This is a genomic window from Stenotrophomonas maltophilia group sp. msm1 (genome assembly GCF_032025805.1).
GTDB lineage: Bacteria > Pseudomonadota > Gammaproteobacteria > Xanthomonadales > Xanthomonadaceae > Stenotrophomonas > Stenotrophomonas hibiscicola.
In genome coordinates this window covers 1506742-1521466 of sequence record NZ_JAVSKH010000001.1, presented here as the reverse complement: position 1 = coordinate 1521466, position 14725 = coordinate 1506742, and the positions used below count along the sequence as shown (strand labels likewise).

Sequence of the window (14725 nt, the reverse complement as noted above, 5' to 3'; positions counted from 1 at the left end):
CCGCACCCACGGATGCAGCCGGGCCTCAATGCCCGCCGTCGAGCGCCTTCAACTCGCTGACCAGCGAGGCTGCCGCTTCGGCACCATCGCCGTACAGCATGCGGGCGTTGTCGGCGTAGAACAGCGCATTCTCGATGCCCGCAAAACCGGTGCCCTTGCCGCGCTTGATCACCACCACGTTGCGCGCATTGACCACGTCCAGCACCGGCATGCCGTAGATCGGGCTGGCCGGGTCGGTGCGTGCCACCGGATTGACCACGTCGTTGGCACCAATCACCAGCACCACGTCGGTGTTGGCGAACTCCGGGTTGATGTCGTCCATGTCGGCGATCAGGTCGTAGGGCACACCCGCTTCGGCCAGCAGCACGTTCATGTGCCCGGGCATGCGCCCGGCCACCGGATGGATGGCGAACTTCACCTTCACCCCGCGCTGGCCCAGCCGCTGCGCCAGCTCCCAGATCTTGTGCTGGGCCTGCGCCACGGCCATGCCGTAACCAGGCACGATCACCACGCGTTCTGCGTAGGCCATCATCGCCGCGACATCCGACGCTTCAATCGGCTTCTGCGCACCGCTGATCGCCTGCGCTTCCCCGCCGGCGCCACCACCGAAGTTGGAGAACAACACATTGCGGATCGGCCGGTTCATCGCCTTGGCCATCAGCCGGGTCAGCAGGATGCCGGCGGCGCCGACCATCATGCCCGCGATGATCAATGCCTCGTTGCCCAGCACGTAGCCTTCGAACGACACCGCCAGGCCGGTGAACGCGTTGTACAGCGAGATCACCACCGGCATGTCGGCGCCACCGATAGGCAGCGTCATCAGCACGCCCAGCGCCAGCGCCAGTACGAAGAAGGCGACGATCGCCCAGGTGCTGAGCGTGCTGGCGGCGATGATCGCCAGCACCACCACGGCCAGCGCCACCAGCAGGTTCATCACCTGCTGGCCGGGCCAGGTCACGCGCTTGTCCAGGCGCCCATCCAGCTTGGCCCAGGCAATCACCGAACCGGACAGCGACACGGCACCGATCGCCGCGCCGACCACCGCCAGCAGCAGCACCGTGCCCGACGGCTGGCGCGCGGCCAGGTCGGCCAGCGCCTGCGCGCTCCAGTGGCGGGTATCGCGATGGGCCAGGAAGGCGTAGCGCAGCAGTTCCACCGCACCGATCGCCGCCGCCGAGCCACCGCCCATGCCGTTGTACAGCGCCACCATCTGCGGCATGTCGGTGATGGCGACCTTGCCGGCCGACCACCAGGCAAGGCCGGCGCCGAGCAGCAGCGCCACCAGGATCAGCGGCACGTTGTGCAGTTCGGGGAGCAAGAAGGTCGCCACCGTGGCCAGCAGCATGCCCAGCCCTGCCCAGCGGATGCCGCTGCGCGCGGTCAGCGGCGAGGCCATGCGCTGAAGGCCCAGAAGGAACAGCGTGGCGGCAGCGAGGTAACTGGCCTTGACCAGCCAATCGAGCAGTTCGACGGTGCTGATGTTCAAGCCTGCGGCTCCTTCGGTTCGTCCTGGCCCCCCTTGGGCGCGCTCGGCTTGAACATTTCCAGCATGCGCGCGGTGACCACGTAGCCACCGGCGGCGTTGCCGGCACCGAGCACCACGGCGAGGAAGCCCAGGGCTTTCTCCAGCGGCGTCTGCGCATGCCCCAGCACCACCATCGCGCCGATCAGCACGATGCCGTGGATGAAGTTGGAGCCCGACATCAGCGGGGTATGCAGGATCACCGGCACCCGCGAAATGATCACGTGGCCGGCGATGGCCGCCAGCATGAAGATGTACAGCGCCACGAACCCGTCACTCACTGGCAACGCTCCTGCTCTGTCTTCGTCGTCCCATCATAACCATGGGCTGAACCCCGCGTGCACCCGGCGTCAACCGAAGCGGCGCTCACGCGTTGTCGATGGTGACCCCGAGCGAGGAACCGTACCCTGTGCTGGTGAGCAGCCCCGTCCCCCCGAGCGCCGAGACCGATGCCCCGCCGGCATCGCTGGAGGCGTTCCTGGCCAGCGTCGGCCCGCGTGCGTTCCGCTTCGCCGAGGCCGGCCTGCGCCAGCGCGAAGACGCCATGGATGCGGTGCAGGACGCGCTGATGCGCATGCTGGACTACGCCGACAAGCCGGCGGCCGAATGGGCGCCGCTGTTCTGGAGCATCCTGCGCCGGCGCGTGATCGACGTGCAGCGCCGGCGCCGCTTCCGCCTGCCGTTCTGGCGCGACAACCAGGACGCGGAAGGCGGCGGGATCGACTGGGCCGATCCCGGCCCCGACCCGGCACAGGCGCATGAACAGCGCCAGCAGTACCAGCAGCTGGTGGACGCGTTGCGCCGCCTGCCCGCCCGCCAGCGCGAGGCCTTCACCCTGCGCGTGCTGCAGGACCTGGACGGGGCCACCACTGCCCGCGCCATGGGCTGCAGCGAAGGCGCGGTAAAAACCCATCTGGCACGCGCCCGGCAGGCGCTGCAGGATTATCTGGAGATCCACCCGTGAAACGCTCCCTGCCTTCCGACGACACCCTGCGCAGCCTGCATGCGCAGTCGCTGCAGGCGCTGTCGCCTGCAACGTTGGCCCGGCTGCGCCACGCTCGCCACGGCGCCACGGCCGCCCACCGGGGGCGCTGGCGCTGGTGGCTGGCCAGTGCATGCTCGCTGGTGGTGGCGCTGGGGATAGGCCTGCAGTTCACCGGCCATGGCACGCTGACGGGCCCTGCGCCGGCACCTGTGCTTGCCGCGGTGGAAGACAACAGCGCGCTCTACGACGAAAATCCCGATCTGTACCTGTGGCTGGGCGATACCGACCTGGCGATGGAGTGAATCATGCCCCGACTGCACACCCTGCCCCTGCTGATGACCCTGTTGCTGCTGCCGGCCGTCCCGGCGGTGGCGCAGAGCGCCGCGCCCGCCCCTGCCGCAGGCCCTGCGCCGGCCGCACCGCTGCCGGCCTGGGAACAGTTGAGTGAAGCGCAGCGGGAGTCCCTGCTGGCGCCGCTACGCGACCGCTGGAACAGCGCCGATGCCGGCCAGCGCCAGCGCATGCTCTCGCACGGCCAGCGCTGGCAATCGATGAGTCCGGAAGAGCGCGACAAGGCCCGCCGCGGCCTGCGCCGCTTCGAGCACATGAGCCCGGAACAGCGCGAGCAGGCCCGCGCCCTGTTCGGCCAGATGCGGGGGCTGCCCCCCGCGCAGCGCGATGCCCTGCGCGAGCGCTGGTCACAGATGACGCCGGAACAGCGCAAGGACTGGGTGCGCGACAACCCGCCGCCGGCGAAGCCCCGGTAAGGCCAGATTCAATCCTCTGTAGCGCCGAGCCCACGCCCGGCTGCTTCATCGCGTCTGCGCAAGCCGAGCATGGGCTCGGCTCTACAGCATGCAGGTCAGGTCACGCCTGCCAGCGCGTCTTGGCCAGCAACTCGTCTTCCCAGTCGAAACCGAGCTGCCCTTCGCGCACGAACAGCGCGACGAAGTTGAGCAGGTTGCGCGCATACATCTCGCTGGCCTGGGTCGCGCCGCGGCTGGCCAGGCCCAGTGGGCCATCAATGGTCACGCCCTGGTGTTCGATGCACTGCCCCGGCTGGGTCAGAGCGCAGTTGCCACCGCTCTCGGCAGCCAGATCCACGATCACGCTGCCAGCAGCCATGCCCTCCACCATTGCCGCAGTCACGATCGTCGGCGCCGGTCGCCCCGGCACCGCTGCGGTGCAGATCACCACATCCACGCTGCGCAGGTGGTCGGCCAGCCGGCGCTGCTGCTCGGCGCGCTCCTCATCACTCAGTGCGCGCGCATAACCGCCCTCGCCGGCCGCACTCACGCCAAGATCGAGGAAGCGTGCACCCAGTGACTGGATCTGCTCGCGGGTTTCCGGGCGCACGTCGAAGCCTTCCACCTGTGCACCGAGGCGGCGCGCGGTGGCAATGGCCTGCAGGCCCGCCACGCCGGCACCGATCACCAGCACCTTGGCCGGGCGCACAGTGCCGGCGGCGGTGGTCAGCATCGGGAAGAAACGCGGTGCACGTTCTGCAGCGATCAGCGCCGCCTTGTAGCCGGCCATGCCGGCCTGCGAACTGAGTACATCCATCGCCTGCGCACGGGTGGTGCGCGGCAGCTGCTGCAGCGGGAACAGCTGCAGGCGACCATCGGTCGCCAGCGCGGCCAGCGCCGGATCGCTGGACGGGGCCAGCAGGCCGACCACGCTGGCGCCGGGCTTGAGCTGTTCCAGCACCGCCGCAGGGGGGGCCTGCACGCACAGCAGAATGTCGATCTCGGCCCAGCGGCCCGCGTCGAAGACGCGTGCACCGGCATCGTCATAGGCGGCGTCGGTGAAACCAGCGGCCAAACCCGCGCCCGCCTCATACCAGACGGCAATGCCCATGGCCCCGAGCTTGCGCGCGGTTTCCGGCGTCAGCGCCACGCGCCTTTCGCCCGGCGCGGTCTCCTTGATCCCCAGCAACGCCACGGCCATGCAGGTCCCCGCTGATCGGTGAGTTTTCCCGATCCTAGCAGGCGGCCACGGCTCAGTGCAGCGTTGCGCTGCCCGGGTCCAGCCGATCGATCACACCCTGCATCGCGCTGTCGAAGGCGCCATCGTCAACGTGGGCACGCAGGCGGCCCAGCCGCACCATCACCGCCAGTTCTTCCGGCGAGGCCACGCAGAAGCGCACGCCACGACGGTTGACGAACAACAGGCGCGAGGAAATCGGGCTGACCCAGGACAGCTTGCCGGCCTGGACCTTGCCGTCCTTGTCGACGAAATCCAGCCAGTTGCCGATTTCCATGCGGCGGAAGCGGTCGGCATCGGCGTTGTCGAAATCGTCGGCGTCGATCTGCCCGCCGAGCTCGACCGCTGGCGATTCAGCCACCGGCGGTACCGGCAACGCGACCTGCGGCAGCTCCGGCAGCGCGCGCTGCAGCTCCGGCCGCGATTCGGCAATGCCCTGCAAGGTGTCATGCAGTGCATCAATGGCGCCGGTGGCGGCATCACCGTGCACGCCAACGCTGCCGAACACCTTGGCCAGCGCCGGCTGCCAGGCCTGCAGCCATGGCTTGCCGACGATCTGGCGGCGCGCCTCGGCCACTTCCTCCAGCAGGCCGTCGGCCAGGCTCAGTGCCTCGGCCACCGACGCGCCCTCCTCGCCCTCGCGCAGCAGGGCCAGGGTCAGGTGGTGCTGCCACGGCTGGCGCAGGAACTCGGCGATGGCCGGCGGCAGGGAGGCATCGCCGATGCGACGGTCCAGTTCGGCACCTGCCCGGCTGCGGGCCATTTCCAGCTTTTCCTGGCCACGCTGCGTTTCGGCGGCGCGCCGCTCGGCGATTTCCACGCGGCGGCGGTGCTGCACGAGGAACTCGCGGAATTCCTCTTCCAGGGTCAGGAAGATCGCCAGGTTCTCGTTGAACTCGGCCACCAGCCGTTCGATGATCTCCTCGACTTTGGCCATCAGCATGCGCTCGGCCTGGCTCTCGCCGGTGTTGCCCTCGCAGGCCTCCGCCAGCGAGTTGAGCAGCTTGCGCGCCGGATGGGTCTTCTGCACGAACATCCGGCGGTCGAGCATCGCCACCTTGACGAAGGGCACCACCAGGCGGCCGATCAGCTCGCGCGAGCGGCCTTCCAGTTCGCGCTCGTCCAGCATCACGTCGAACAGCATGCCCACCAGGTCGATCGCATCCTCGTCCTGCGGGTCCAGCCGGGTCTGGCCCGGATCGACGCCCAGCCGGGTCGCGCTGGACAGTACTTCACTCTTCAACCGCTGCGCCAGGGATTCGCCGTCCTCGCCGATGGCCGCGCGCAGGGTGGCGCTGGGCGTGGCCTGCAGCAGTGACAGCACCGACATCATCTCGCGCTGGCTCAACGGGCGATGCTGGCCGACCGCGACCTGCGCGGCCGAGGTGGCATCCTCGCGAACGTGACGGGTCTGCTGCAGCAGCTCATGCAGGGCCTCCAGCAGCATGCCCTGCTGGCCGGCATACGCCTCGCCGTTGCCGGCATCGTCGCCCCCGAGATGCTGCTGCATGTGGCCACGGCGCTCGGACCAGCGCGCGGCGAAGCGCTGCGCCCAAGCCGGCGCGGCCTGCTCATCATCGCTGAACTCGGATTCCAAGCCCGCCGCGTGGCGCGGCTCGACCAGATCATCCGCCCCCGCCGCCATGCGCGGGTCGGGCGCGGCCGACAATGGACGCCGCGGGGCCCCCACCTGCGACATCACGCCAGCGGCGGCCAGCTGCTCGTCCAGCTTCTCGTAGATGCGGCCCACCGGCGCGCGCAGGTCGCGCTCGCACAGCTTGATCAGCACCAGGTGCACTTCCGGCGCCAGCTCGCAGCCGGCAAAGGCCTCGTGGATGGCCACGCCCAGGTGTTCGGGGCTGACCGGGTTGTGGTCGGCATCCAGCTCGGCGCCGCCGATCAGGCGGCCCAGGCGCCGGTCCAGCCGCGCCAGCACCGGCTTGAAGTCGCGCAGCAGCACGGTGGCGAAATTGCGCACCGCCAGCCGCGATTCCAGTACATGTTCGGCCAGCAGGCTCAGGCCATCTTCGGCAGGACCGGACAGGGTCGCCTCGGCCGACAGCGGCTCGCCGCTGGCGAGCGCGTCCCAAGCCCGCTGCAGATGGCCGGCGAAGGCACCGGCGATGTCCTCGCGGCGGCGGCGCAGTTCACGCATCGCATCCAGGAACAGCAGCTGCGACGAACCGGCATTGCCGGCGCGGTCGAACAGTGCGTCGTCGAAACGCGCCAGTGCGGCCCCGAAAACCTGGCACAGCGCGGGCAGGACCATGTCCCGGGCACGCTGCAACTGGACCGGGTCACGACCCGGCGATCCCATCGGTGTGGGCGCGCTCATCATTCGGGAAGGCTCCCCACCTTCTCTGGTACGACAGTCAGCATGGACATCGCGGCGGCCGGCACACCCCATGTACCGGTACGTCGATGGTAGGCCGGCCAGCCCGTCACGGACAGTGAAACAGTCCTCACTTCAAACCTCATGACCGGCGGCCCGGCAAGATGGATATCGTAAGCCGTGCAAGGCCCACGAGGCGAGAGCAGGCGGCCGTCCCTTTCCCGCCAGTGGCATGATGTTCATCACAGTTTGGTATTCAGGGGCTGGACGCGACCCAGACGGCGTCTTCGACCACCCCGACTATAATCAAATGCCCGTGATGACCGGTTCAGACTCCATGCCCGACCCCACTGCCCTGCTTGCCCTGGATGCCCGCCGCTCGGTGCCCTCGCGGCAATTGGGCGAGCCCGGCCCGGACCCGGCAACCCTGCAGCGCATGCTGGCCTCGGCCGTACGCGTGCCCGACCACGGCAAGCGGGTACCGTTCCGCTTCCTGAAGATCGCCGGCGATGCACGTCACACTCTGGGCAACTTCCTGGCCGAGCGCAGCCGCCAGCGCGACCCGCATGCCGGCGAGGCGGTATTCGAGAAGGACCGCCAGCGTTTCAGTCATGCCCCGCTGGTGATCGTGGTGGTGGCCAGCCCGCGACCGGACCCGAAGGTCCCCGAACAGGAGCAGCTGATGACCGCCGGCTGCGTCTGCTTCGCCCTGCTGCAGGCCGCACAGGCGCTGGGCTTCGGCGCGCAGTGGCTGACCGCCTGGATGGCCTTCGACCCCGCCGTGCACGCCTACCTGGGCCTGGCCGAGGGCGAGAGCGTCGCCGGTTTCATCCATATCGGTACGCCGAAGGCCGCCGTACCCGAGCGCGAGCGTCCGGACCCGGCCGCGCTGCTGCGCGACTGGACGACGCCGGCATGAGCCTGCCGGCACCGCCGCCTTCGCTGTACCTGGTCGATGCCAGCATCTACGTGTTCCGCGCCTGGCACTCGCTGCCGGACCAGTTCCAGGACGCGCAGGGCTGGCCGACCAATGCCGTGCACGGTTTCGCCCGCTTCCTGCTGGACCTGCTCGAGCGCGAGCGCCCGCAGCACATCGCCATCGCCTTCGATGAAGCGCTCGACAGCGGCTTCCGCCACCGCCTGTACCCGGCCTACAAGGCCAACCGTGATCCGGCACCGGAAGCACTCAAGCGGCAGTTCGTGCACTGCAAGGCGTTATGCGCGGCGTTGGGCCTGGCGGTGCTGGCGCACCACGAATACGAGGCAGACGACCTGATCGGCAGCGCCCTGCACGTTCACCGCAGCAGCCATCGCGGCGTGATCATCTCCGCCGACAAGGACCTGTCGCAGCTGCTGGCCGACCATGACGAGCAGTGGGACTATGCGCGCAACCAGCGCTGGAACGTGGCCGGAGTGAAGGCGAGGCACGGCGTGCACGCGCACCAGATTGCCGACTACCTGGCGCTGTGCGGCGATGCGGTGGACAACATTCCCGGTATCAGTGGCGTGGGCAGCAAGTCCGCCGCCGTGCTGCTGGCCCATTTCGGCAGCATGGATGCACTGTACGAACGCCTGGACGAAGTGCCGTTCCTGCGCCTGCGCGGCGCGGCCCAGATGGCGGTGCGCCTGCGCGAGCAGCGCGAGCATGCCCGGCTCTGGCGCCAGCTGACCACCATCGCGCTGGACGCGCCGCTGGAAGGCAGCCAACCCGGCCTGCTGCGCCAGGCGGCCGACCCGGAACTGCTCGGTGGCCTGTGCCAGACCCTTCGATTCGGCCCGATGACCCGCCGCCGGCTGTTCGATGCCGCTGGCGTGGCCGACCCTCTTCCCACCCACAGCGAGCCCGCATGAGCCAGCGCAATACCGAAGCCCCGCGTGTCGTCTATGAAGGCAAGTACCAGCGCATGGTCGTGCGCGGTACCTGGGAATACAGCGAACGCACCCACGCCGGCGGCCTGGCGGCGATCATCATCGCCGTCACCCCGGAGGACAAGGTGCTGTTCGTCGAACAGTTCCGTGTACCGCTGCAGGCCCCCACCATCGAGATGCCGGCCGGCCTGGTCGGCGACATCCACGCCGGCGAATCGATTGAAGTCTCGGCCGTGCGCGAGCTCGAGGAAGAAACCGGCTGGACCGCCGATCACGCCGAAGTGCTGCTGATCGGCCCGACCTCTTCCGGCGCCAGCAGCGAGAAGATCGCCTTCGTGCGCGCCACCGGCCTGCGCCGGATCGGCGAAGGGGGTGGCGACGACAGCGAGGACATCATCGTCCACGAGATTCCGCGCAGTGAGGCAGCGGCCTGGCTGGTGCAGAAGATGGGCGAAGGCTACGAGCTGGACGCCAAGCTCTGGGCCGGGCTGTGGATGATCGAGCATCACCTGGACGGACGCCCGCGTGGCTGACGCCGACCTGCATGCGCTGCCGGCGCTGCTCGGCGCCGACGACCCGGCGATCTACACCGTCCACCAGCCGCAGGGCGCGTCGCCGTACCTGCTGCTGGCCGACCACGCCGGCCAGCAGGTGCCGCGTGCCCTCGCAGGCCTGGGCTTGCCGCAGGCCGAACTGGACCGCCATATCGGCTGGGACATCGGCATTGCCGGCACCACTCGTGCACTGGCCGAACGGCTGGATGCCTGGGCGATCGAACAGACCTATTCGCGGCTGCTGATCGACTGCAACCGCCCACTGGCCTCGCCCACGCTGATTCCGGAGGTGAGCGACCACACCGTGGTGCCCGGCAATGCCGCGCTGTCGGCGGCGCAGCGGCAGCAGCGCATCAATGCGATCCACGCACCGTACCACGCCCGCATCGATGCGGAACTGGACGCGCGCCGCGCTGCCGGCCGCCCCACCCTGCTGGTGATGATGCACAGCTTCACCCCTGTGATGAACGGCGCGCAGCGACCGTGGCACGCCGGCGTGCTGTACCACCAGGACACGCGCTTTGCGCATGCCCTGCTGCAGGCACTGCGCGATGAAGGCGACCTGGTGGTCGGTGACAACGAACCGTATTCGGTCAGCAGTACCAGCGACTACGCGGTACCGGTGCATGGCGAAGGGCGCGGCCTGGTGCACGTGGAACTGGAGATCCGCCAGGACCTGATCGCCGATGCCGCCGGGCAGCAGGCGTGGGCAGAGCGGCTGGCGCGGATCTTCAGCGCGTTGCAGCCGCAGTTGCTGGCGCTGGGTTGAATGCGCGTGGATCCATTCCGGATCGGTAGTGCCGGCCGCTGGCCGGAAACCTCAGGGTAGTTGGATCAATGTGTTTGCCGGCCAGCGGCCGGCAATGCCCAGGCGCGGCACATCCACCCACGGCAGCGCCTTCAATCATGCCTCGTTGGCCGGGCAGACGGTGGCGGCCGATTCGGCCGGCACCGGGCGTAGGCCCAGCGCGATCACCACGCCGAACAGTGAAAACAAGGCGGCACCGTATTCGGCGCGCACCAGCCCGGCCAGTGCACTCGGCGAACCGGCTGCACCCGCATGGGCATTGGCCACCATCACCAGCACCGCCAGGCCCAGCGCACCACCGATCTGCTGCGCGGTCGCCGCCATGCCAGATGCAACACCCTGCTGTGCGGACGGCACGCCCTGCCCGGCCACGATCCACATCGAGGTCCAGGTCATGCCCTGGCCGATGCTCAGCACTACCACGCCGGGCAGCAGCGGCCAGAAGTTCGAGGCGTGCGGGAGTGTTGCTGCGGCCCAGGCGATGCCAACGGCACCGGCCAGCTGGCCGAGCACCAGCACCTTGCGTGCACTCCAGCGCTTCAGCGCCCACTCCGCCAGCTGGATGCCGACCGTGCACACCGCCGTCGCCGGCAGGAAAGCCAGGCCGGCCTGCAGCGGGCTCCAGCCGTAGCCGTCCTGGAAGTACAGCGCCATGAAGTAGTACTGCACTCCATAGCTGCTCATGAAGGCGAAGGTCAGGCCCAGTGCCGCGCGCAGTCCGGGCAGCCGCAGCAACGCGAACTGCATCAGCGGATCGCGGCTGCGCTGTTCGATCTGCACGAACGCCACCAGCAGCAGCACCGACAGCAGCAGGCAGCCCAGCGTGGCCGGCGCAGTCCAGCCCCACTCCGGCCCTTGCACGAGGGTAGTGACCAGCAGACTGCCGCCGGCAGTGACGGTGAGGCAACCGGCCAGATCGAAGGAACGGCCCTGCAGACGCGGGCCATCGGCCGGCAACCACGCGCCCGCAGCGACCGCGCAGGTGGTGGCCAGTGGCACGATCACTGCCAGCACCGCCGGCCAGCCGAACGCCTGGGTCAGCACGCCACCGAGCAGCGTGCCCAGCGCCAGGCCCACCGCGCTGGCCATGCTCCAGATCGCAAGTGCGCGGTTGCGCACCGGACCTTCCGCATACAACGTGTTGATCAGCGCCAGCGTGGCCGGGAACAGCAGTGCCGCGCCGATGCCCTGCGCCGCACGCGCGATGATCAGCAGGGTGGCGTTCGGCGCCAGCGCGCCGAGCAGCGACGCCAGTGCGAACAGCAGCATGCCCAGCCGGTAGAAGCGGCGACGGCCGATCAGGTCGGCGGCACGGCCCCCCAGCAGCAGGCTGCCGCCAAAGGCCACGGTGTAGGCACTGACCACCCATTGCAGCTGCTGTGCGTTGATCTGCAGCGCGCGCCCCATGTCGTGCAGGGCGACGAAGATGATGGTGGCATCCAGGGCGATGATCAGCTGGGCGGTGGCCAGCAGGGCCAGCGCCCAGCGCGGGTACTTGAGGGGAGGCATCGACGGTCCGGTGCTGTGGGGGAGCGCAGTCTCATTGATGCAGAGCTATCAATAAACCCCTTTCCAGCCATATCTGTCATGATTTTCAGCATGAATGGAACTTCGATGGACCTCAATGCCGTGCGCATGCTGGTGCAGGTGGCCGAAGCACGCAGTTTCACCGTCGCCGCCGGGCAGCTGGGCCTGAGCCAGTCAGGCCTGTCGCGCGCGATCAGTCGGCTGGAGGCCACGCTGGGGGTGAAGCTGCTGCAGCGAAACACCCGCAACGTGGCACTGACCCCGGATGGTCGCCAGTTCGTCGATCAGGTCGCGCCCCTGCTGTGCGGTCTCGAAGACGCCGAACGCCAGTTGGCCGACCGTCCGTGCACGCCCTCGGGCACCCTGAAGATCAGTGCGCCCTCGATGTTCGGGCGCAAGGTGCTGGTACCGCTGCTGGGGCCGATGCTGCAGCAGCACCCGCAACTGCAGGTGGAAGCCGTGCTCAACGACCGCCTGGTCGATCTGGTCGAGGAAGGTTTCGATGCCGCGCTGCGCACCGGCGTCATCGCCGACCAGCGCATCGTCGCGCGGCCACTGCGGCCGCTGCGCTGGGTGACGGTGGCCAGCCCCGGCTACCTGGCCCGCTGTGGCGCACCGGACGATGTGGCGGCGTTGCAGGGCCACGCGTGCCTGGCCGTGCGCAACCTGCGCAGTGGCCGGCTGGTGGACTGGCAGTTCCTGCAGGACGGGCAACTGCGTGAGGTCACACCACCGACGCGGATGGTGTTCGACAGCGGCGATCCGCTGGTGGAAGCGGCCATCGCCGGTATCGGCATCGTGCAGGTGATGGATTTCGCCGTGGCCGACGCGCTGGCCGACGGCCGGTTGCAACGCGTGCTGCAGCCGTTCGAGGGCCGCAGCCGTGCGCTGTCGCTGATCTACCCGCCGTCGCGCCAGCACTCGCCGAAGCTGCAGGTGCTGGCCGACGCGTTGCTGGCCGGGGACTGGTAAATCCACGCCATGCGTGGATGAGGCCGGTAGCGCCGGGCGATGCCCGGCGCTGATGGTGAAGCAATGCCGGCCAGCGGCCGGCACTACCGATCAGGCGAAGCTATCGGTGGCGCGCACCAGCGCATCCACGTTCTCGGCCTCGAACGCCGAATGGCCCGAGGCCGGGGTGATTTCCAGCTTCGCCTTCGGCCACACCTTGGTCAGGTCCCAGGCGTTGGCCAGCGGGCAGACCACGTCGTAGCGGCCGTGCACGATCACGCCCGGGATGTCGGCGATGCGGTGCGCGTCGCGCAGCAGCTGGTCTTCCACCTCGAAGAAACCACCGTTGACGAAGTAGTGGTTCTCGATGCGGGCAAACGCCAGCGCGAAATGCGGGTCTTCGTGGCTGTTGATGAAGTCATCATCGACATGCAGGAAGCTGGTCGCGCCTTCCCACACCGCCCAGGCCTTGGCCGCTTCCAGGCGGGTGGTTTCGTCGTCGCTGGTCAGGCGGCGGTGGAAGGCCGAGATCAGGTCATGGCGCTCCACCGGCGGAATCGGCTTGAGGTAATGCTCCCACGCATCCGGGAACAGGCGGTTGGCGCCTTCCTGGTAGAACCACTCCAGTTCCCAGCGACGCAGCATGAAGATGCCGCGCAGGACCAGTTCGGTCACGCGCTGCGGGTGGGTTTCGGCGTAGGCCAGGGCCAGGGTCGAGCCCCAGCTGCCACCGAACACCTGCCAGCGATCGACCTTCAGGTGCTCGCGCAGCTTTTCGATATCGTCCACCAGATCCCAGGTGGTGTTGTCGACCAGGTCCGCGTGCGGGGTGGAACGGCCGGCACCGCGCTGGTCGAACAGGATGATGCGGTACTTGGACGGGTCGTGGAACTGGCGCATCTTGTCGCTGCAGCCGCCGCCCGGGCCACCGTGCAGCATCACCACCGGCTTTCCTTCCGGGTTGCCACACTGTTCGAAGTACAGCGTGTGGCGGTCGTCGACCTTCAGGGTGCCGACGTCGTAGGGGGTGATGGCGGGGTACAGCGTACGCATGCTTGCAGCTCCAGGATGATGCCCTGCCGGGGCAGGAGAACCTCCATTCTAGGCCGGACGCCGGCCCAGGGTGGTGCGGTCGCGCTGCTCCAGGTCCTGTGCGGTCTGCACCTCGACAAATCCCGCCGCGTCGAACAGCGCACGGATCGCCGCGCCCTGGTCCCAACCGTGCTCGATCAACAGCCAGCCCTCGGGCCGCAGGTGGGCCTGGCCACCGTCGACGATACGGCGAATGTCATCCAGGCCATCCGGACCCGAGGCCAGTGCGGTGGCCGGCTCGAAGCGCAGGTCACCCTGCTCCAGATGCGGATCGTCGCTGGCGATGTACGGCGGGTTGCTGGCAATCAGATCAAAACGCGCGCCCTGCAGCGGCGCATACCAGTCGTGCCCGCCTTCGGCGAAGCGGACGTTGCGCAGATCATGGCGGGCGGCATTGCGCGCGGCCACGGCCAGCGCGCCCGGGCTGGCGTCGGTGGCCAGCACCTGCGCCTGCGGCCGTTCGCTGGCCAGTGCCAGTGCAATCGCACCACTGCCGGTGCCCAGGTCAGCCAGCTGCAGCGACTGGTCTGGCGGCAGGCGCTCCAGCGCCAGCTCGACCAGCAGCTCGGTTTCCGGGCGCGGGATCAGCGTGGCCGGGTCGACCTCCAGGTCCAGCGTCCAGAATCCGCGACGGCCGGTCAGGTAGGCCACCGGCTCACCGGCCACGCGGCGGGCCAGCAACGCCTCGAAGGCGGCCTGGTCATTGGCGGCCAGCGGATCGGTGGCGTGCGCGAACAGCCAGCTGCGCGGGCGGTCCAGTACATGCAGCAGCAGCAGTTCCGCCTCGTGGCGGGCGTCGCTGCTGCCCAAGCGAGCACTGGCGTCGGCTACGACCTGACGCAGGGTGGGTTGGGCTTGAAAGGACATGCTGCAATTGTAGAGCCGAGCCTGTGCTCGGCTGCTTCTGGAGCAGCCGAGCACAGGCTCGGCTCTACAAAAACCGGAATCCGTTCAGGTTCCGCCGGGCGGGATAAGGAGGGACTATCGGCCCCAAGCAGCGGTCTGCCGAGATTTCCCTTGTCACACAGGCAATTGCAGGATGGCGATGGCGAGGTTCAGTGTCTGCTAAGGGCCATTCGATAGACTCCATCTATCGAATAGA

Annotated in this window: 15 protein-coding genes; 8 read left to right on the top strand and 7 right to left on the bottom strand. The window is 68.8% G+C overall.

Annotation, left to right across the window (positions count from 1 at the left end):
• Positions 1 to 25: 25 nt before the first annotated feature.
• The gene (locus tag ROV95_RS06745) at positions 26 to 1486 is read right to left on the bottom strand and encodes an NAD(P)(+) transhydrogenase (Re/Si-specific) subunit beta (protein WP_134735891.1); all 1461 of its coding nucleotides are present in this window, start codon (positions 1484 to 1486) and stop codon (positions 26 to 28) included.
• Positions 1483 to 1803 carry an NAD(P) transhydrogenase subunit alpha gene (locus ROV95_RS06740; protein WP_019661150.1) on the bottom strand — a complete coding sequence of 107 codons (321 nt, stop codon included), beginning with the start codon at positions 1801 to 1803 and terminating at the stop codon, positions 1483 to 1485. The genes ROV95_RS06745 and ROV95_RS06740 overlap by 4 nt, the downstream gene beginning before the upstream one ends.
• Positions 1804 to 1901: 98 nt before the next feature.
• On the opposite strand from ROV95_RS06740, the gene ROV95_RS06735 reads away from it, so the two are divergent.
• The 3 genes from ROV95_RS06735 to ROV95_RS06725 are packed head-to-tail and all read left to right on the top strand — an operon-like array spanning position 1902 to position 3274.
• Complete coding sequence (locus ROV95_RS06735) at positions 1902 to 2486, top strand: RNA polymerase sigma factor (RefSeq protein ID WP_019661149.1); 585 nt, start codon at positions 1902 to 1904, stop codon at positions 2484 to 2486.
• On the top strand, positions 2483 to 2809 hold the full coding sequence (locus ROV95_RS06730) for a hypothetical protein (protein ID WP_019661148.1): 327 nt from the start codon (positions 2483 to 2485) through the stop codon (positions 2807 to 2809). The genes ROV95_RS06735 and ROV95_RS06730 overlap by 4 nt, the downstream gene beginning before the upstream one ends.
• A gap of 3 nt (positions 2810 to 2812) precedes the next feature.
• Complete coding sequence (locus ROV95_RS06725) at positions 2813 to 3274, top strand: DUF3106 domain-containing protein (RefSeq protein WP_312543629.1); 462 nt, start codon at positions 2813 to 2815, stop codon at positions 3272 to 3274.
• A 100-nt stretch (positions 3275 to 3374) separates the two neighbouring features.
• On the opposite strand, the gene ROV95_RS06720 is transcribed toward ROV95_RS06725, so the two are convergent.
• Complete coding sequence (locus ROV95_RS06720; RefSeq protein WP_021203206.1) at positions 3375 to 4454, bottom strand: NAD(P) transhydrogenase subunit alpha; 1080 nt, start codon at positions 4452 to 4454, stop codon at positions 3375 to 3377.
• Positions 4455 to 4506: 52 nt separating this feature from the next.
• A complete protein-coding gene (locus tag ROV95_RS06715) occupies positions 4507 to 6828 on the bottom strand; it encodes a DUF1631 domain-containing protein (RefSeq protein ID WP_021203205.1) in 2322 nt (773 codons plus the stop codon).
• 331 nt (positions 6829 to 7159) lie between these two features.
• Here ROV95_RS06715 and ROV95_RS06710 point away from each other — a divergent pair, with 331 nt between their 5' ends.
• Genes ROV95_RS06710 through ROV95_RS06695 form a run of 4 tightly spaced genes read left to right on the top strand, consistent with a single transcriptional unit; the run spans position 7160 to position 10014 of the window.
• Complete coding sequence (locus ROV95_RS06710; protein ID WP_312543626.1) at positions 7160 to 7741, top strand: nitroreductase; 582 nt, start codon at positions 7160 to 7162, stop codon at positions 7739 to 7741.
• Positions 7738 to 8673 carry a 5'-3' exonuclease H3TH domain-containing protein gene (locus tag ROV95_RS06705; RefSeq protein ID WP_019661143.1) on the top strand — a complete coding sequence of 312 codons (936 nt, stop codon included), beginning with the start codon at positions 7738 to 7740 and terminating at the stop codon, positions 8671 to 8673. Before ROV95_RS06710 ends, ROV95_RS06705 begins: the two co-directional genes overlap by 4 nt.
• Positions 8670 to 9224 carry an NUDIX hydrolase gene (locus ROV95_RS06700; RefSeq protein WP_019661142.1) on the top strand — a complete coding sequence of 185 codons (555 nt, stop codon included), beginning with the start codon at positions 8670 to 8672 and terminating at the stop codon, positions 9222 to 9224. The genes ROV95_RS06705 and ROV95_RS06700 overlap by 4 nt, the downstream gene beginning before the upstream one ends.
• On the top strand, positions 9217 to 10014 hold the full coding sequence (locus ROV95_RS06695; protein ID WP_155028989.1) for an N-formylglutamate amidohydrolase: 798 nt from the start codon (positions 9217 to 9219) through the stop codon (positions 10012 to 10014). Before ROV95_RS06700 ends, ROV95_RS06695 begins: the two co-directional genes overlap by 8 nt.
• 135 nt (positions 10015 to 10149) lie before the next feature.
• On the opposite strand, the gene ROV95_RS06690 is transcribed toward ROV95_RS06695, so the two are convergent.
• Positions 10150 to 11562 carry an MFS transporter gene (locus ROV95_RS06690; protein WP_312543624.1) on the bottom strand — a complete coding sequence of 471 codons (1413 nt, stop codon included), beginning with the start codon at positions 11560 to 11562 and terminating at the stop codon, positions 10150 to 10152.
• Positions 11563 to 11667: 105 nt separating this feature from the next.
• Between ROV95_RS06690 and ROV95_RS06685 the strand changes: the two genes are divergently transcribed.
• A complete protein-coding gene (locus ROV95_RS06685; RefSeq protein ID WP_312543843.1) occupies positions 11668 to 12552 on the top strand; it encodes a LysR family transcriptional regulator in 885 nt (294 codons plus the stop codon).
• A 90-nt stretch (positions 12553 to 12642) separates the two neighbouring features.
• Here the strand turns inward: ROV95_RS06685 and pip are convergent, their stop codons facing one another.
• Complete coding sequence (pip, locus tag ROV95_RS06680) at positions 12643 to 13584, bottom strand: prolyl aminopeptidase (protein WP_312543622.1); 942 nt, start codon at positions 13582 to 13584, stop codon at positions 12643 to 12645.
• Between the two features lie 48 nt (positions 13585 to 13632).
• The gene (prmC, locus tag ROV95_RS06675) at positions 13633 to 14490 is read right to left on the bottom strand and encodes a peptide chain release factor N(5)-glutamine methyltransferase (RefSeq protein ID WP_312543620.1); all 858 of its coding nucleotides are present in this window, start codon (positions 14488 to 14490) and stop codon (positions 13633 to 13635) included.
• Between the last annotated feature and the right edge of the window lie 235 nt (positions 14491 to 14725).